The organism is Pseudomonas brassicacearum (assembly GCF_918698105.1).
In the GTDB taxonomy this organism is placed as follows: Bacteria; Pseudomonadota; Gammaproteobacteria; order Pseudomonadales; family Pseudomonadaceae; genus Aquipseudomonas; species Aquipseudomonas brassicacearum_F.
On sequence record NZ_CAKKMI010000030.1, the window covers coordinates 23985 to 40631 of the forward strand.

The 16647-nt window shown below is 62.8% G+C and carries 16 protein-coding genes; 15 read left to right on the forward strand and 1 reads right to left on the reverse strand.

What is annotated here, in order from left to right:
• Positions 1 to 5: 5 nt before the first annotated feature.
• From LQ215_RS14040 to gspM, 14 genes are all read left to right on the forward strand, one after another.
• A complete protein-coding gene (locus LQ215_RS14040) occupies positions 6 to 1424 on the forward strand; it encodes an FAD-dependent oxidoreductase (protein WP_039592434.1) in 1419 nt (472 codons plus the stop codon).
• A gap of 253 nt (positions 1425 to 1677) precedes the next feature.
• Positions 1678 to 2745 carry a uroporphyrinogen decarboxylase gene (hemE, locus tag LQ215_RS14045; protein ID WP_014336172.1) on the forward strand — a complete coding sequence of 356 codons (1068 nt, stop codon included), beginning with the start codon at positions 1678 to 1680 and terminating at the stop codon, positions 2743 to 2745.
• Between the two features lie 347 nt (positions 2746 to 3092).
• Positions 3093 to 4559, forward strand: a complete 1467-nt coding sequence (gene gbpA / locus LQ215_RS14050; protein WP_230150608.1) for an N-acetylglucosamine-binding protein GbpA — start codon at positions 3093 to 3095, stop codon at positions 4557 to 4559.
• A 182-nt stretch (positions 4560 to 4741) separates the two neighbouring features.
• Positions 4742 to 5269 (forward strand): type II secretion system protein N, encoded by a 528-nt coding sequence (locus tag LQ215_RS14055; protein ID WP_230150610.1) that lies wholly within the window; start codon positions 4742 to 4744, stop codon positions 5267 to 5269.
• Between the two features lie 8 nt (positions 5270 to 5277).
• Entirely contained in the window at positions 5278 to 7206 is a 1929-nt protein-coding gene (gene gspD / locus LQ215_RS14060) for a type II secretion system secretin GspD (RefSeq protein WP_230150612.1), read from the forward strand.
• Complete coding sequence (gspE, locus tag LQ215_RS14065; protein ID WP_290369116.1) at positions 7203 to 8666, forward strand: type II secretion system ATPase GspE; 1464 nt, start codon at positions 7203 to 7205, stop codon at positions 8664 to 8666. Before gspD ends, gspE begins: the two co-directional genes overlap by 4 nt.
• 4 nt (positions 8667 to 8670) lie before the next feature.
• On the forward strand, positions 8671 to 9879 hold the full coding sequence (gene gspF / locus LQ215_RS14070; RefSeq protein WP_230150614.1) for a type II secretion system inner membrane protein GspF: 1209 nt from the start codon (positions 8671 to 8673) through the stop codon (positions 9877 to 9879).
• Positions 9880 to 9882: 3 nt separating this feature from the next.
• Positions 9883 to 10338: a type II secretion system major pseudopilin GspG gene (gene gspG, locus LQ215_RS14075; protein WP_230150616.1), complete on the forward strand. Its 456-nt coding sequence runs from the start codon at positions 9883 to 9885 to the stop codon at positions 10336 to 10338.
• Between the two features lie 2 nt (positions 10339 to 10340).
• Entirely contained in the window at positions 10341 to 10808 is a 468-nt protein-coding gene (gspH, locus tag LQ215_RS14080; RefSeq protein ID WP_230150617.1) for a type II secretion system minor pseudopilin GspH, read from the forward strand.
• Positions 10801 to 11187, forward strand: a complete 387-nt coding sequence (gspI, locus tag LQ215_RS14085; RefSeq protein WP_230150620.1) for a type II secretion system minor pseudopilin GspI — start codon at positions 10801 to 10803, stop codon at positions 11185 to 11187. Before gspH ends, gspI begins: the two co-directional genes overlap by 8 nt.
• Positions 11180 to 11713: a type II secretion system protein GspJ gene (locus LQ215_RS14090; protein WP_230150622.1), complete on the forward strand. Its 534-nt coding sequence runs from the start codon at positions 11180 to 11182 to the stop codon at positions 11711 to 11713. Before gspI ends, LQ215_RS14090 begins: the two co-directional genes overlap by 8 nt.
• Positions 11710 to 12555 carry a type II secretion system protein GspK gene (locus LQ215_RS14095; protein ID WP_230150624.1) on the forward strand — a complete coding sequence of 282 codons (846 nt, stop codon included), beginning with the start codon at positions 11710 to 11712 and terminating at the stop codon, positions 12553 to 12555. Before LQ215_RS14090 ends, LQ215_RS14095 begins: the two co-directional genes overlap by 4 nt.
• Positions 12555 to 13658 (forward strand): type II secretion system protein GspL, encoded by a 1104-nt coding sequence (gene gspL / locus LQ215_RS14100; protein ID WP_230150626.1) that lies wholly within the window; start codon positions 12555 to 12557, stop codon positions 13656 to 13658. Before LQ215_RS14095 ends, gspL begins: the two co-directional genes overlap by 1 nt.
• Positions 13658 to 14113 (forward strand): type II secretion system protein GspM, encoded by a 456-nt coding sequence (gene gspM / locus LQ215_RS14105; protein WP_230150628.1) that lies wholly within the window; start codon positions 13658 to 13660, stop codon positions 14111 to 14113. Before gspL ends, gspM begins: the two co-directional genes overlap by 1 nt.
• Before the next feature lie 183 nt (positions 14114 to 14296).
• On the opposite strand, the gene LQ215_RS14110 is transcribed toward gspM, so the two are convergent.
• A complete protein-coding gene (locus LQ215_RS14110) occupies positions 14297 to 15553 on the reverse strand; it encodes an MFS transporter (RefSeq protein WP_436839576.1) in 1257 nt (418 codons plus the stop codon).
• Positions 15554 to 15693: 140 nt separating this feature from the next.
• Between LQ215_RS14110 and LQ215_RS14115 the strand changes: the two genes are divergently transcribed.
• The gene (locus tag LQ215_RS14115; RefSeq protein WP_230150632.1) at positions 15694 to 16590 is read left to right on the forward strand and encodes a LysR family transcriptional regulator; all 897 of its coding nucleotides are present in this window, start codon (positions 15694 to 15696) and stop codon (positions 16588 to 16590) included.
• The last annotated feature ends 57 nt before the right edge of the window (positions 16591 to 16647 follow it).

Sequence of the window (16647 nt, forward strand, 5' to 3'; positions counted from 1 at the left end):
TAACAATGGCTGAACGTCTGAATAACGACTTCCAGTTCATCGATGTCGGGCGCAAGGATCCGAAGAAGAAACTGTTGCGTCAACGCAAGAAAGAGTTCGTGGAAATCTACGAGCCTTTCAAACCCCAGCAGTCGGCCGACCAGGCCCACCGCTGCCTGGGTTGCGGTAACCCGTATTGCGAATGGAAGTGCCCGGTGCACAACTTCATTCCCAACTGGTTGAAGCTGGTGGCCGAGGGCAACATCCTCCAGGCCGCCGAGCTGTCTCACCAGACCAACACCCTGCCGGAAGTCTGCGGCCGGGTGTGCCCGCAAGATCGCCTGTGCGAAGGTGCGTGCACCCTCAACGACGGTTTTGGCGCGGTGACCATCGGTTCGGTGGAGAAGTACATCACCGACACCGCGTTCGCCATGGGCTGGCGTCCGGACATGTCCAAGGTCAAGCCGACCGGCAAGCGCGTGGCGATCATCGGTGCCGGCCCGGCGGGCCTGGGCTGTGCCGATGTGCTGGTGCGTGGTGGCGTGACCCCGGTGGTGTTCGACAAGAACCCGGAAATCGGCGGTCTGCTGACCTTCGGCATCCCCGAGTTCAAGCTGGAAAAGACCGTGCTGAGCAATCGTCGCGAAGTCTTCACCGGCATGGGCATCGAGTTCCGCCTGAACACCGAGGTGGGCAAGGACGTGACCATGGAGCAACTGCTCGAAGAGTACGATGCGGTATTCATGGGCATGGGCACCTACACCTACATGAAGGGCGGCTTTGCCGGTGAGGATCTGCCGGGCGTCTACGACGCACTCGATTTCCTGATCGCCAACGTTAACCGCAACCTGGGCTTTGAAAAGTCGCCGGAAGATTTCGTCGACATGAAAGGCAAGAAGGTCGTGGTACTCGGCGGTGGTGACACGGCGATGGACTGCAACCGTACGTCGATTCGCCAGGGCGCCAAGTCGGTGACCTGTGCCTACCGTCGTGACGAAGCCAACATGCCCGGCTCGCGCAAAGAGGTGAAGAACGCCAAGGAAGAAGGCGTGAAGTTCCTCTACAACCGCCAGCCGATTGCCATTGTCGGTGAAGACAAGGTCGAAGGCGTGAAGGTGGTCGAGACCCGTCTCGGCGAACCGGACGCCCGTGGCCGCCGCAGCCCCGAGCCGATTCCCGGTTCCGAAGAGATCATCCCGGCCGACGCCGTGGTCATCGCCTTCGGCTTCCGCCCAAGCCCGGCGCCGTGGTTCGAGCAGTTCAGCATCCAGACCGACAGCCAGGGCCGCGTCGTGGCGCCGGAGCAGGGCCAGTACAAGCACCAGACCAGCAACCCGAAGATCTTCGCCGGTGGCGACATGGTCCGCGGTTCTGACCTGGTGGTGACGGCGATCTTCGAAGGCCGCAATGCGGCGGAAGGGATCCTGGATTACCTGGGGGTCTGATCAGTTCCTAATGCTGGAATGCGATCAAAATGTGGGAGCGAGCTTGCTCGCGATAGCGGTGGATCACTCGACGAAAATGTTGAATGTGACGCCCTCATCGCGAGCAAGCTCGCTCCCACAGTTGTTTTGTGGTGTTGCTGAACATTGTGTGGCACCGCGACAAATTGCCCCGATAGATAAAAGGCACGGCTCTTGCCGTGCCTTTTGCCTCGCGCTCTGAGAAAATGCCCGCACTTTTTTTCCGGATGCCGACATGACTGCCCTGAAGAACGACCGTTTCCTTCGCGCCCTGCTCAAGCAACCCGTAGACGTCACCCCGGTATGGATGATGCGCCAGGCGGGTCGCTACCTGCCGGAGTACCGCGCCAGCCGCGCCAAGGCCGGTGACTTCATGAGCCTGTGCATGAACCCCCAGTTCGCCTGCGAAGTGACGATGCAGCCGCTGGATCGGTATCCGCAGTTGGACGCGGCAATCCTGTTCTCCGACATCCTGACCATTCCCGATGCCATGGGCCAAGGCCTTTACTTCGAGACCGGCGAAGGCCCACGCTTCAAGAAAGTCATCAGCACCCTGGCCGACATCGAGGCCCTGCCGATTCCCGATCCACAGAAAGACCTGGGCTACGTCATGGACGCGGTCAGCACCATTCGTCGTGAACTCAACGGTCGTGTACCGCTGATCGGTTTCTCCGGCAGCCCATGGACCCTCGCCACCTACATGGTCGAAGGCGGTTCGTCGAAGGACTTCCGCAAGACCAAGGCAATGCTCTACGACAACCCGCAAGCCATGCACTTGTTGCTGGACAAGTTGGCCCAGTCGGTTACGTCGTACCTCAATGGCCAGATCCTGGCTGGTGCGCAAGCGGTGCAGATCTTCGATACCTGGGGCGGCAACCTGTCGGCGGCGGCGTACCAGGAATTCTCCCTGGCCTACATGCGCAAGATCGTCAGCGGCCTGATCCGCGAGCACGAGGGTCGCAAAGTCCCGGTGATCCTCTTCACCAAGAACGGCGGCCTGTGGCTGGAAAGCATCGCCGATGCCGGTGCCGACGCCCTGGGCCTGGATTGGACCTGCGACATTGGCAACGCTCGCGAGCGCGTCGGTCACAAGGTCGCCCTGCAAGGCAACATGGACCCGACTGTGCTCTACGCCAAGCCTGAAGCCATTCGTGCTGAAGTGGGGCGCATCCTGGCCAGCTATGGCAGCGGCAGCGGCCATGTGTTCAACCTCGGCCATGGCATTACCCCGGAAGTCGATCCCGAACACGCCGGTGCCTTCCTGCGGGCGGTGCATGAATTGTCGGCGCAATATCACGTCTGATTGCATCCTTGTCACCCAGCCTGTCCGGACCCGTGCCGGACAGGCTTTTTAATGCCTGTCTTTCTAATAGATCTTGCGTGAAATGAGTCGATTGTTTTATTTGGTGTTTCTGTGTGTTTGTTTTGTGTTTGATGGCTATTTCTATTTGTAAGAGTTTTCTCTAGTTATGTAAGAACAGAGGAATCAGAGATCCTTCCTTCTATGTTGAGAGACTTGTCCTACATAGGGGTAGTCCAACTTTCTATAAAGTTCCCAGCACTTGTAAGGCCAGGTGCTGAGCGGTCTAGTGTGCCTTTCAAGAGGGCGGTTATACGTCTTTCAATTCTGATGACTAGTCTGGAATTTATATGAAAAATAGCTATAGCAAGGGCAGTATATTGGCAGGGTGTGCGTCGTCATTAGTTCTATTGTCGACCATGGTGGCGTCCCAGGGTGCAGCTGCCCATGGTTTCGTCGAAGTGCCGCCTTCCCGTGCGTTGTTGTGTCGCCTAGGTGTCAACCAACACTGTGGCGGCGCGTCAAATGAACCACAGAGTACCGGCGAAACCCACAAGGGTTTTCCTAATGGCGTGGGCGGTGCTCCGCTGCAAGGCCCTATCGACGGCAAGATCGCCAGCGGCGACAAGTCCCTGTTTTCTGCCCTGGATGCGCAATCGGCTTCACGCTGGCACTTGACGGAAATCACGGACCGCAACATTGCCTTTCAATGGCAGTACACCGCGCCGCACCCGGCGACCAAGCACGAATACTTCATTACCCGCGACGGTTGGAACCCGAACGAAGCGCTCAAGCGTGCCTCGTTCGACAGCACGCCGTTCTGTACGGTCGATGGCGGTCATCAACTCCCGGTAAGTGGTGCCAAGCACGACTGCGTCATTCCTGACAGCAAGTCTGGGCATCACGTCATCCTGGGGGTCTGGACGGTTGGCGATACCGACAATGCGTTCTACAACCCGGTGGATGTGAACATCATCGCCGAAGCCGCGTTGCCGGGCGGCTGGTCGCCAGTGGGCCGCATCGCACCATCGACGCAACTGCTGGCAGGTGACAAGGTCAAGGCCCGGGCATTCTCCGCGACGGGTGAAAGTGCCCAATACAGCGTTGAAATCAGCGTCGACAACGCCGAGGAAGGCAAGCCTGAGAACTGGTCGTTCAAACTGGCCGAGGCCATCAACAACGCCCATACCCTGATTCGTGCAGGTGTTCGTGACGAGGAGGGCAATATCACTCCGATCAACGGCGCCAACAGCCTGTATGCCCAGGACGAAAGCGGCGTGAAGCGCTACGAAGTGCAATTGGACATGGTGGAAGACTCCGGCGCCAGTATGGAGATCTCTTCCCTGCAGCCAGAGTACGTTCTCGACAATGGTCGGGTCAGCATGGCGTTCACAGCGCAGACAAACCGCAGGATGAACCTCGAAGCCACACTGTTCGATGAGAAGAACAAACAGGTCGGTATCGTGAGCCAGACCGTCGGTGAAGGCAGCACCAACCTGACCCTGGCCGTGCGCAGCGCTCCCGGTGCCCACACCCTGACGCTGGTGGGGACCACCGAAGACGGGCGCACCACCCGCCAGGATACCCAAGCGGTCACCCTGACTGGTGAGGGCGCAGGTATCGAGTACGACTTCGTTTTCCCTGAAGGCCTCAGCGAATACACCGCCGGCACGAAAGTGCTGCAACCCAAGACTGACGAAGTCTTCGAGTGCAAGCCGTTCCCTGCGTCCGGCTACTGCAAGCAGTACAGCCCGACGGCGAACGGTTTCGAGCCGGGCGTCGGTGCCTCCTGGCAAAGCGCCTGGGACAAGCTGTAAGTCCTGACAGGCATGGCCCCAGGCGATCGGCAGGATTGCCTGGGGCCTTCAGACGAGTGCGCAGTGATGTCTATTCATTACTCCAGGCGACGGGTGCTGCTGCACTGGCTGTCGGCGGCGATTATTTTGGTGCGGCGAATGTCCTTCGCCAAGCCCGCCGGCACGATCCAGAGAGCACAACGGTGAGCCTGTTTTTTCGGGTCGGCAGCCGTCTGCCGACGCTGCTGCTGGTGCTCCTGCCGCTGCTGTATGGGATTTTCCTGGCCGGGCAAGAGTGGCGCTTTCGCCAGGCATTGGGCCGCGTTGTGCCGGTGGTGGCCGACTCGCCGGTGGCTCCTGTTCGCGACCGGCCCAACGTCCAAGCGGTAGCGACGGTGCTTGGCTTGGCGCCTGAAGGTGCCCGCGCACCGAGCGCCGAACCGATTACGTTGCAAGCCAGTTTTGTCACCGGCCAGGGCTTGTCGCGAGCATTGCTGGCAAGCGCCTCTGGCTCGCGCATCTACCAAGTCGGCGAGCGCTTGCCCGGTGGCAGTGTGCTGCGTCGGGTCGAGGCCAGCCATGTGACGTTGTGGCGCAACGGACGGGAAGAACGGGTGGCCCTGCAACCAGCGGCCAAGCCTTTGTTGCGCCGGTTGGACTTGAAAGACGGGCGCCAGGGCGCACCGCAGTCTTCGCAATACCTACGCCCGGTGACCGGGCAATCAGAGTGATCGAATTCATGAACAGCTTTATCCGGGGCCGTGTATCGCCTGTCCTGTTCGGCCTTGCCGTGTCCTGCCCGCTCATGTTCTGCGGTTCGCTGCGGGCCGAGGAGGTCCAATGGCAGCTGGCGATGAACAATGCGGAACTGCGCGACGTGGTCGAGGAATTCTCCGCGATCCTGGGCAAGACCGTGGTGCTCGATCCGCGGGTGTCGGGGCGTATTACGGTCATGTCCCGCCAGGCGCTGGACCGTGAAGGTGTGCGTCGGTTGTTCTATTCGGTACTCGATGCAAACAACTTCACTGTCATCGACGAAGGCGAGCGGATCCTGATCACGCCGGTCAGCGATGCCAAGACGCGCGCCGCAGCCACTGATGCGAAGAGCGCCACGCCGTCGCAGTTCGTCACCCGGGTCATCGACCTGCACTCGAGCATTGCCGCCGACATCGCCGGGCTGATCCGACCGTTGGTGTCCACCCATGGTTACGTCGGCCCTTCGGTATCGTCCAACGCCCTGGTGGTCACCGACACCGCCGCCAATGTCCGGCGCATCGCCGACGTGGTTCGGCAGTTGGACTCAGGGCGCAACCGCAATCATGTGGTGGTGCGGTTACGGCATGCCCAGGCCGAGGATATCGCGCCACTGATGGACGCCTCCGGCGGCAAGCGCGAGGGTGACACCGCGGGCGTGGTGATTGCCGATGCCCGCAGCAATCGCCTGGTGATCATCGGCGCACCGGCGGTGCGCCAGCGCCTGGTCGACCTGGCCCGGACCCTCGACGTCCCCGCCACCGTATCCCAGGACAACGCCCGGGTCATTCGCCTGCGCCACAGTGATGCCAAGCTATTGGCCGAGGTGCTGGAAGGCGTCGGGCAGGATAAAAAAACCGTGCCGACCCTGGCCGGCCAGCGGGACAGTGCCGCCACCCGCCCGTTCATGATCAAGGCCGATGAAAGCCAGAACGCTTTGGTGCTGATCGCCGAGCCGGCCCAGATCCGCACCATCGAAAAGATCGTGCGTGAATTGGATCAACCCCGGGCGCAGGTACTGATTCACGCGGCCATCGTGGAGATTTCCGGAGATATTTCCGAAGCGCTGGGGGTGCAATGGGGCCTCAACAGCGGCAGCACGGCGGGGTTCATCAATTTCCCCGGGACCGACATCCCGATCATCGGCGAGCTGAACTTCAATGAACTGGATAAGGCACCCGAAGGCGCGGTCTTGCGGTTGGGCGGCGATCGCTTTGGTGCGCTGGTCTCGGCGCTGGCAAGCAATATCCACAGCAACCTGCTGTCCACTCCCAGCCTGCTGACCCTGGATAACCAGGAAGCGGAAATCATCGTGGGCCAGAACGTCCCGTTCAAGACCGGTTCCTACGCCACCAACGGTAATGGCGCGGACAATCCGTTCACCACCGTGGAGCGCAAGGATGTCGGCATCAGCCTCAAGGTCAAGCCGTACATCAACGAAGGCTCGACCTTGCGTCTTGAAGTCGAGCAGGAAGTCTCGGACATCGTACCGTCGATCTCCGGTGTGGATCCCTCGGACCTGGTCACCAACAAGCGGGCCTTGAAGAGCACGATCCTGGCGGATGACGGTGAGATCATCGTGATCGGCGGCCTGATCCGCGACAGTGTCCGCACCCAGCAAAGCGGTGTGCCATTGCTGCGCAGTATCCCGTACCTGGGCGCGTTGTTTCGCTGGAACCGCGACACCCAGGTCAAAAGCAACCTGATGGTGTTCCTGCGCCCGACCATCGTGCGCAGCAACGAGGAACTTGCCCAGGTGAGCCGCCAGCGCTATGACGCGCTCCGGGACCTGAGCAAGCCGGGCTCGCGGGAAAACAACTCGCTGTTGCTCCCCCGGGACGCTCACCAATTATTCGAACCCTCCCCGCCAGTGCCGGCGGCCGACCCGCGCCCACAGCGCTCCGGTGACCTGTGAGCGAGCCGTTGCCCTTTGGTTTCGCCAGGCGCCTGGGCGTGCTGCTCGAAGGCGAGGGGCCGACCTTGAGCCTGGTCATGCGCCGCGATACACCGTTGACCGCCGTGGCCGAAGTGCAGCGCCTGTGTGGTCGGGACTTGCCTATCCAGGTGCTGGAACCGGCGCCGTTCGCCGCGCGCCTGGCCAGCGTCTATCGCCAGGGCCAGAGCGCCGCCGAACAGGTCGCCCAAGGCCTGGACGAGGAACTGGACCTGCTCAGCCTGGCCGACCAGATGCCGCAGACCACCGACCTGCTGGAGCAGCAGGGCGATGCGCCGATCATCCGGCTGATCAATGCCTTGCTCAGCGAGGCGGTCCGCGAGCACGCCTCGGACGTGCACCTGGAAACGTTCGAACAGTACCTGTCGGTGCGCATGCGCATCGACGGTCAGTTGCAGGAAATGCTGCGCCCGCGCCGGGAGTTGGCGAATCTGCTGGTGTCGCGGATCAAGGTCATGGCGCGCCTGGATATCGCTGAGAAACGCGTGCCCCAGGACGGTCGGATGGCCTTGCGCCTGGCCGGCCACGAGGTCGATGTGCGGGTCTCGACCCTGCCGTCGGCCCATGGCGAACGGGTGGTGTTGCGCCTGCTCGACAAGCAGGCCGGGCGTCTGGATTTGCAACACCTGGGCCTGCCCGACGACACCCTGGCCAGCTTGCGCCAGTTGCTCGGCAAGCCCCACGGCATCGTGTTGGTCACCGGGCCCACGGGGTCAGGGAAAACCACCAGCCTGTACGCGGCGCTGAGCAGCATCAACGACCAGAGCCGCAATATTCTCACCGTCGAAGACCCCATCGAATATCACTTGCCGGGCATCGGCCAGATGCCAGTCAACCCGAAAGTCGACATGACCTTCGCCCGCGGCTTGCGGGCCATTTTGCGCCAGGACCCGGACGTGGTGATGGTCGGCGAAATACGCGACCGCGAGACCGCCGAAATTGCCGTCCAGGCGTCGCTGACCGGGCATCTGGTGCTCTCGACCCTGCACACCAACACCGCCGTCGGTGCAGTCACGCGGCTGGTGGACATGGGCGTGGATGCCTATCTGCTGGCGTCGTCCCTGGCTGGCATTGTCGCCCAGCGCTTGTTGCGCAGCCTGTGCCCGTCCTGCAAGACGCCCTATGTGGCCGACGCCGCTACGTGTCGGCGCCTGGGGCTCGACGGCGATGCTACGCCCCGGTTGTTCAAGGCCCAGGGCTGCGAGCATTGCCAGAAAGGTTATCGCGGGCGCTTCGGTATTTATGAGCTGGTGAATGTCGGCGCCGCTGTGTCGCAACTGATTCACCAGGGCGCCACCGAGCAGGCGCTGGCCGCCGAGGCGCGCAAGACCTCCCGTAGCCTGTTTCAGGACGGCCGCCGGCGGGTGCTGGAAGGCTTGACCAGTGTCGACGAACTGCTGCGCATTACCCAGGAGGATTAGCGCCATGCCGACCTTCGACTACCGGGCCGAGAACGCCCAGGGCCGACGCTGCAAGGGCCGCTTGGAGGCCGACAGCCCGCGCCATGCTCGCCAGTTGTTGCGCGAGCGCGGCTTGTTGCCCAGCGAACTGGCTGAAACCAAGGAGCCGCGAACCTTGGGCGGGCGCCATGCCGGAGGGCGTTTGAGCTCGGCTGATCTGGCGTTGCTGACATTGCAGCTGTCCACCTTGATCCAGGCCGGCCTGCCGCTTGAAGAATCCCTGCGGGCGGTGGCGCAACAGAGCCAGAAGCGGCGCGTGGCCCACCTGCTGGCGGCAGTGCGCAGCCGGGTGATGGAAGGCCACGCGCTGGCGACGGCCCTGAGGGCCTTTCCCCAGGCATTCCCCGAGCTGTTCTGCGCCACCGTCGCGGCGGGCGAGCAATCCGGGCACCTGGGCCAGGTGTTGGAACAACTGGCGAGCTACACCCAGGCGCGCCAAGCGTCGCGCCAGCGCATTCAACTGGCATTGGTGTACCCGCTGATCCTGATGCTGGCCTGCGTCGCGATTGTTGGTTTCCTGCTGGGCTACGTGGTGCCGGACGTGGTGAAGATTTTCATCGACAGCGGCCAGCCGTTGCCCTGGCTGACCCAGGCGCTGATCGCCGTGAGCGATGGCTTGCGCCGCCATGGCCTGCTGCTGCTCGGTGCGCTGGCCGGGCTGCTCGGCCTGTGGCGTTGGAGCCTGCGCCAACAGGCGTGGCGCCTGCGCTGGCACCGTGTGTTGCTGCGGCTGCCGGTGTTGAGCGAAGTGCTGCGGGCGATGGAGGCGGCGCGATTCGCCAGCACCCTGGCGATCCTGAGCAAAAGCGCCGTGCCTTTAGTGGAGGCCTTGCACATCGCCGCGCAGGTGATCGGCAACCTGACGATCCGCGCCCGCATGGCCGACGTCGCCCGTTCGGTCCGCGAGGGCGGGACCCTGACCCGTGGCCTGGAGCTGGGCGGCGATATTCCGCCGCTGATGCTGCACATGATCGCCAGCGGCGAACGCGCCGGCGAGCTCGACAACATGCTGGCCCGGGCCGCCGAACAACAGGAGGCCAGCCTCGCGGCGCGTATCGCGCTGGTGGTGAGCCTTTTCGAACCGGCCATGTTGGTGTTGATGGGTGGCGTCGTGCTGCTGATCGTCATGGCCATTCTTCTACCGATCCTGAGCCTCAACCAATTGGTGAATTGACCGATGAAACTCCAACACAAGCGACCTGCACGCCACCAACGTGGCTTTACCCTGATCGAAATCATGGTGGTGGTGGTCATCATTGGCGTGCTGGGCGCCATCGTGGTGCCGCAGTTCATGAGCCGACCCGACCAGGCCAAGGTCACGGCCGCCCGCACCGATATCCAGGCGATCGCCACGGCCCTGGAAATGTACCGCCTCGACAACTTCCAGTACCCATCGACCCAACAAGGCCTGGAGGCGCTGAGCAAACGCCCGTCCGGCACGCCCGCCGCCAGGAACTGGAACCCCCAGGGTTACCTGAAAAGCCAGCCGGTCGACCCCTGGGGCACGCCTTACCAGTACCTCAACCCGGGGCATAAATCCCCCAATGGCGGCTATGACCTTTATTCGCTGGGCGCCGATGGCGTGTCGGGCGGCGAAGGCATGGCGGCAGACATCGGCAATTGGGCCGAGTGAGCATGGGGCGTCATTGTCGGGGCTTCACCTTGCTGGAACTGATGGTCGTCATCGTGCTGATCGGGGTCCTGGCGGGCATGGTCAGTTTCGCCACGGGGTCGAGCCCGGCACGTGAGGCCCGGCAGCAAGCCCGAGACTTCGTCCGTGTGGTCCAGCAGTTGCGCGAGCGGGCGGTACTGGATGGGCAGGAATATGGGGTGCGCGTTCAGACTCGCAGTTACCAGGCGTTGCGCCTCCAAGCCCAGGGCTGGACGGCGGCGTCGGTGCTGCACCGATTGCCTGAGGGGCTGGCGCTTGGGTTGGAGCAGGACGGTCATGTCCAGAGGCTCGATGATGTTTCAGGTCCGCCGCAGTTGCTGATGCTCAGCAGTGACGAGATCAGCCCGTTCAGGCTGCTGATCAAAGTCTCTGGGCAGACGATCACCCGGGTGTCGAGCGATGGCCTGGCGGAGCCGCTGATCGATGACTAACCCTCGCAGACAGGCCGCCAGTTGCCGGGGCTTCACGTTGTTGGAAGTCGTGATCGCCCTGGCGATTTTCGCGACGCTGGCGGCGGCCGTGCTCTCGGCCAGCCAGTTCGTGCTCAAGCAAAGCGCCGGGCTCGAGGACCGTTTGTTCGGTGCCTGGTTGGCGGACAATCAGTTGAGCGAACTGCGCCTGCAAGCCGCGTCGCCACCGGGGCAACAGCGGCTGAACCGGTATATGGGGCGCCGCGACTGGGTCTTGCAACAACGGGTCGTCCCGGCCGGTGACGCGCGCCTGCTGCAGGTCGAGATTCAGGTCAGCCGTGTCGACAGCGCGGCGGTCGTGCAGCGCACCACCGGATGGATCCACAGCAGTGATGAATAGGCAATCGGGCTTCACCTTATTGGAACTGGTCATTGCCATCGGCCTATTTGCCTTGCTCGGCTTGGCCGGTTGGCGACTGTTCGACAGCGTCGTGCGGACCCAGCAGGGGGCCGGGCAGCATGAGCGCGAGATTCGAGCTTTGCAGCGTGCCGTGGCGGTGATCGAACGGGATGTGTGGCAGGCAGTTGCCGACTCGGTCGTGCTCGCCCCGGGCCGTTTGCAATTGCAGCGCAGCCATTGGCGCAATCCGCTGGACCAGCCACGCAGTGAACGGCAAACAGTGAGTTATCGCCTTGAGGGCGCGGCATTGTGGCGTGACAGTGTCGGCGAAGGCTCGACCGTCATGCAGCAACAGAAATTGCTCGACGACGTACACGGCTTGAGTTGGCGCGTGTTCCACCGCCAACACGGCTGGCATGGTGAAACCGCAGGCGACGCCGCGCCGTTGGCGCTGGAGTTGATCGTGTCGGTGGGGCGTTTCGAACAGATCCGTCGAGTGCTGCTGTTGCCGGGGGCGTTGCCATGAGCCGACAACGCGGCGTCGCGCTGATCAGCGTGCTGCTGGTGCTGAGCTTGGCCTTGCTGCTGATCGGTGGCCTGTTGCGCAGTCATCGCCTGTTGTTGCACAGCAGCGCGCAGCAATTGCAACAGGTCCAATTGCGGCAATTGGGGGTGTCGGGTGAAGCCTGGGCGCGAGCGGTATTGCAACACAGTGGGATAACGCCGTCCGGGCCCGTTGACCTGAGCCAGGATTGGGCCCGGCTCGGGGCTGTATTGGCAATGGAAGGGGCCGAGTTGCATGTCGATATCGAGGACTTGTCCGGGCGCCTGAATCTCAACGCACTGCTGGCGCCGGGGCAGGTTGATCAGGTCACCCTTGGTCGCTGGGCCCGGTTGCTCGCCTTGCTGGATCTGCCGGCGCTGTCGTTGCCCCAGGTCGGGCCGGTGCAGGAATTGAGTCAACTGCGCCTGTTGCCGGGCATCGACGGCCAGACATTGCGGCGCCTGGAACCGTGGGTGGTGTTGCTGCCCAAAGATGCGCGGCTGAACATCAATACCGCACCGCTGCTGTTGCTGATGACCCTGGACGGCATGGAGGACGGGCCGGCCAAAGCGTTGCTCAACCAGCGGCACCACGCGCCGTACGCCAGCGTGCAGGCCTTTACCAACGACCCCTTGTTGTCCGGCTTGGGCCTGAGCAGCCATGGCCTGGGCGTGAGCAGCCGCTGGTTCCGAATCACCGTGAGCGTGACCCATGCCGGCAGCCGCTTGCGCCTGGCCTCGGATATCGAACGCGATTCCGTCAGCGGCCGCTGGACTGTCCGACAGCGCCGTTTCCTACCCTTGAGCAGCAGCGAGCGTCCCTGATGAAAACCTGGCTTTACTTGACGGCCGAAGGCCTGGGCGCGCCTTGCGCCAATTGGCCGTGCTGCGTGTGGTCGCCAACCGGCGAGCGTCGTCGCCTGCCTTTGCATGAGGCGGCCAGCGAGTTGAACGGCCGGCTCGTCGACGTACTGTTGCCGATGGAAATGTTTAGCTGGTTGCGCAGCGATCCGTGGCCCTCTCGACGCCAGCCCAAACCCCAGGCCCTGGCATTCGCCGTCGAAGAGCAACTGAGTGAAAACCTGGAGGCGCTGCACATCAGCATCGGCCCGCGCGACCGTCAGCACCGCTATCCGATGATGGTGACGCAGCGAGCCCGTTTCCAGGCGTTGCTGGCGTTACTCACCGCGCAGGATATCGATGTGCGTGCGGTGCATGTCGATGCCGACCTGTTTGCCGACGACCAGGCAATTGGCGTGCGCTGGTTTGGGCGTTGGCTGCTGGGTGCAGGGCTGTCGGTGCGGATGTCGTTGTCGGCCAGAGGCTTGGCAACCCTCAAGCCTGGCCTGCCTGAAGACATCCACTGGCTGGATGAGGAACGAGATCGCCAGGGCGTCGATGAGTGGCTGTTGCGCGCTGGCGGACACCCCATCGACCTGTTGCAGGGCGAATTCCGTCGGCGCCGCCAACCGCTGCCATGGCGTGGCGCCTCGGCGGCTGTGCTGGGCGTGTTGTTGCTCACCTGGGCCTTCAGTGAAGCCCGCATACGTTTTCTTGAAAGCGAAACCCAGCTTCTGTATGCGCAAAGCGAACAGCGATTCAGGTCGTTGTATCCCGGCCAGGAGCGGATTGTCGACCTGGCGGCGCAGTTCCAGGCATTGCAGAGCCGTCGCGGACAAAGCCAGGACACCCAGGTTGCCCGTCTGGCTCGTTTGACGGAGCAGGTCATTGGCGCCAGCAACGTCGAGGTGCAGCGCATCGATTTTCGTGAAGGCGAGGGCTGGAAGATCCAACTGACGGCGAACAGTTTCGTCGAGCTTGAACAACTGCGTGAGCGCGGACAGCAAAACGGATTGCCGGTCACCCTGGGCAGCGCCAGCAAACAGAACAACCGCGTACAAGCCGTCCTCACGTTGGAGAACAGTTGATGAACCTCAAGGGATGGCTGGCGTTGAAACAGGCCTGGCTGGGCCTGTCGCGCCGTGAGCAAGGGCTGCTGTCGGGGCTTGCCGGGATAGTGCTGGTGGCTGTGGCCTACGCCTCGATCTGGCAACCGACCCGGCAAAGGCTGGAGGTTGCCGAGCGACAGCATCGCCAACAGGCCGAACTGAGCGCGCGGATCCAGCGCGCCGAACCCACCCGGGATACAACTGCCGCCACACAACCCTTGTCTGTGCGCGTCAATGAGCGGGCGACTGCGGCGGGGTTGGAAATAGCGCAAATGGAGGTCGACGACGATTCGTTGCGGCTGGCCGTCAGTGGCGAGGCCAATTCGTTGCTGCACTGGTTGGATCAACAAGAGCGGGAGGGGGCGGTGCTGCAATCGCTGACGCTGGAAGCCGAGAATGGTTTGCTGGGCGCGCGGGTGGTCTTGCGTCAATGACTGGCCTTGGGAATGAAGGCTTTTGTGGCGAGGGAGCTTGCTCCCGCTCGGCTGCGCAGCAGACGCAAACCGGTCGGCAGGGTTTACCTGATGCACCGCGGCGTCTGGTTTTGGGGCGGCTGCGCCACCCAGCGGGAGCAAGCTCCCTCGCCACAAAGTGCCCACGCTGTCCCTGGTTTGGGTCTAAACCTGCACATTCCCCGGCAACAACGGCAATTTCGCCAGCTTCACCGCCACCCACAACGCGATCACCAGCAAGCCACCGATGAACAGGCCGACACCGTTCCACCCGCCCAGGTGCCAGGCCACGCCGCCCGCCGTACCCGCAACGCTGGAGCCGGCGTAATAGCTGAACAGATAAAGTGACGAAGCCTGGCCCTTGGCCTTGAGGGCGCGGCGGCCGATCCAACTGCTGGCGACCGAGTGGGCGCCGAAGAAGCCGAAGGTGAACACCAGCATCCCCAGCACGACCAGCCACAGCGGGGTGGCCATGGTCAGCGCGAGGCCGGCCAGCATCAGCGCGATGGTTGCCCAGAGCATTTTGCGCCGGCCGAGTTTATCCGCCAGTGCGCCGACTTTGGCCGAGCTGTAGATACCCGACAGGTACACCACCGACAGCAACCCGACAAAGGCCTGGTCCATGTGATAAGGCTCGGCCAGCAGGCGGTAACCGATGTAGTTGAACAGCGTCACGAACGCGCCCATCAACACAAAGGCTTCGAGAAACAGCAGCGGCAAGCCGGCGTCGCGAAAGTGCATGGTGAAACCATCCAGCAGGCTGCGCGGGTGCAGCGAGCGGGGACGGAAGTTGCGTGACTCGGGCAGGATTCTCCAGAACACCGCCGCTGCGATCAGCGCCAGGCCGCCAATCACCAGCATCGCGGTGTGCCAGCTGACAAAATCGATCAAGACCCCGGCGATCAGGCGTCCGCACATGCCGCCGATGGCGTTGCCGGCGATGTACAGCCCCATCGCCAGGCCGATGTGCCTGGGATGGATTTCTTCGCTCAAATACGTCATCGCGACCGCAGCCAACCCGCTCAAGGACAACCCCACCAAGGCGCGCAGCAGCAATACGCCCTGCCAGGTCGGCATCATGGCGCTGGCAATCGTACACACCGAGGCGGCGAACAGCGCCGCGACCATCACCGGCTTGCGCCCGATTCGGTCGGAAACAGGGCCGGTAATCAACAGGCCGATGGCGAGCAGGCCGGTCGCCACCGACAGGATCAGGCTGCTCTGCGCCGCGTTGATGGAAAACTCCCGGGACAACAGCGGCATCATCGGTTGCACGCAATACAGCAGGGCAAAGGTCGCAAAGCCACCACAGAACAGCGCCAGCACCGTGCGCATGAACATCGGCGTGCCTTTCTCGATGTAGATGTCCTTGAGTTCGGCGACGACGTCATCCTGCGTACGCGGTGGGATTTCATGGGCCAGTGGGGCGACAGCAGTTTTCACGGTGGACCTCGCAAGGGCACGATCAGGCAGGCAATGAAAAAAGCATATAGCCGGCTAATGATTCTATCCAATATATTGTTCGACCTGTTTAAGACGTTTTACGACCTATTGGATGGCCCATGGAATTGCGTCACCTGCGTTACTTCATCGCCGTTGCCGAAGAACTGCATTTCGGCCGTGCCGCGCTGGCCCTGGGCATCTCCCAGCCGCCCTTGAGCCAGCAGATCCAGGCGCTGGAGCAGGAGATTGGCGCGCGGCTGTTCGAGCGTACCAATCGTCGGGTCGAATTGAGCGAGGCCGGGCGGTTGTTCCTTGAAGAAGCGCGACGGGTATTGGTCCAGGTCGACAAAGCCGCCGACGTTGCCCGCCGCGCCCAACTGGGGGAATTGGGCGAGCTGAAAATCGGCTTCACCTCCTCGGCACCGTTCAATTCCACCATCCCCCAGGCGATTTTTTCATTCCGACAACGCTTCCCGGCGGTGCACCTGAACCTGCGGGAAATGAGCAGTACCCAAGTGGCCGACGCACTGCTGGACGAAGTGATCGAGGTGGGCATCATGCGACCATTGCCGCTGGCCGATACCCTGACGGAAATCGAACTCAGCCGTGAACCGCTGGTAGCCGTGCTCAGCGCCAAGCATCCCTTGGCCCAGGGCCATGAAGACGGCCTGTACCTCTCGGCCTTGGCCCAGGAGCCGTTCGTGTTTTTCCCCCGCAGCTACGGCAGCGGCCTGTACGCCCAACTCCTCAACTTGGCCCGCGATGCCGGCTTCAGCCCGCACTTCGCTCAGGAAGCCGGCGAAGCCATGACCATCATCGGCCTGGTCGCGGCAGGGCTGGGTGTCTCGGTATTGCCGGCGTCTTACCAGCGCATGCGTATCGATGGCGTGGTCTATCGACCGTTGCTCGATCCGGCCGCGGTGTCGGCGGTGTGGCTGGTTCAGCGCAAGGACCAGCGTTCGCCGATGGCGAGGGCGTTTGTGGCGTTGTTGACCGATGGGGGGGCAGTTGTCTAGTCATTGCAATGCGCTGGGGCTGAAGCTTCATGCCAGCACTTGAGGAGCCGATCGGCA

Bases quoted from the DNA above. Each gene is read 5' to 3' on its own strand.
- LQ215_RS14040 (WP_039592434.1), top strand. From the start codon at position 6: ATGGCTGAACGTCTGAATAACGACTTCCAGTTCATCGATGTCGGGCGC.
- hemE (WP_014336172.1), top strand. From the start codon at position 1,678: ATGACTGCCCTGAAGAACGACCGTTTCCTTCGCGCCCTGCTCAAGCAA.
- gbpA (WP_230150608.1), top strand. From the start codon at position 3,093: ATGAAAAATAGCTATAGCAAGGGCAGTATATTGGCAGGGTGTGCGTCG.
- gspD (WP_230150612.1), top strand. From the start codon at position 5,278: ATGAACAGCTTTATCCGGGGCCGTGTATCGCCTGTCCTGTTCGGCCTT.
- gspF (WP_230150614.1), top strand. From the start codon at position 8,671: ATGCCGACCTTCGACTACCGGGCCGAGAACGCCCAGGGCCGACGCTGC.
- gspG (WP_230150616.1), top strand. From the start codon at position 9,883: ATGAAACTCCAACACAAGCGACCTGCACGCCACCAACGTGGCTTTACC.
- gspH (WP_230150617.1), top strand. From the start codon at position 10,341: ATGGGGCGTCATTGTCGGGGCTTCACCTTGCTGGAACTGATGGTCGTC.
- gspI (WP_230150620.1), top strand. From the start codon at position 10,801: ATGACTAACCCTCGCAGACAGGCCGCCAGTTGCCGGGGCTTCACGTTG.
- LQ215_RS14090 (WP_230150622.1), top strand. From the start codon at position 11,180: ATGAATAGGCAATCGGGCTTCACCTTATTGGAACTGGTCATTGCCATC.
- LQ215_RS14095 (WP_230150624.1), top strand. From the start codon at position 11,710: ATGAGCCGACAACGCGGCGTCGCGCTGATCAGCGTGCTGCTGGTGCTG.
- gspL (WP_230150626.1), top strand. From the start codon at position 12,555: ATGAAAACCTGGCTTTACTTGACGGCCGAAGGCCTGGGCGCGCCTTGC.
- gspM (WP_230150628.1), top strand. From the start codon at position 13,658: ATGAACCTCAAGGGATGGCTGGCGTTGAAACAGGCCTGGCTGGGCCTG.
- LQ215_RS14115 (WP_230150632.1), top strand. From the start codon at position 15,694: ATGGAATTGCGTCACCTGCGTTACTTCATCGCCGTTGCCGAAGAACTG.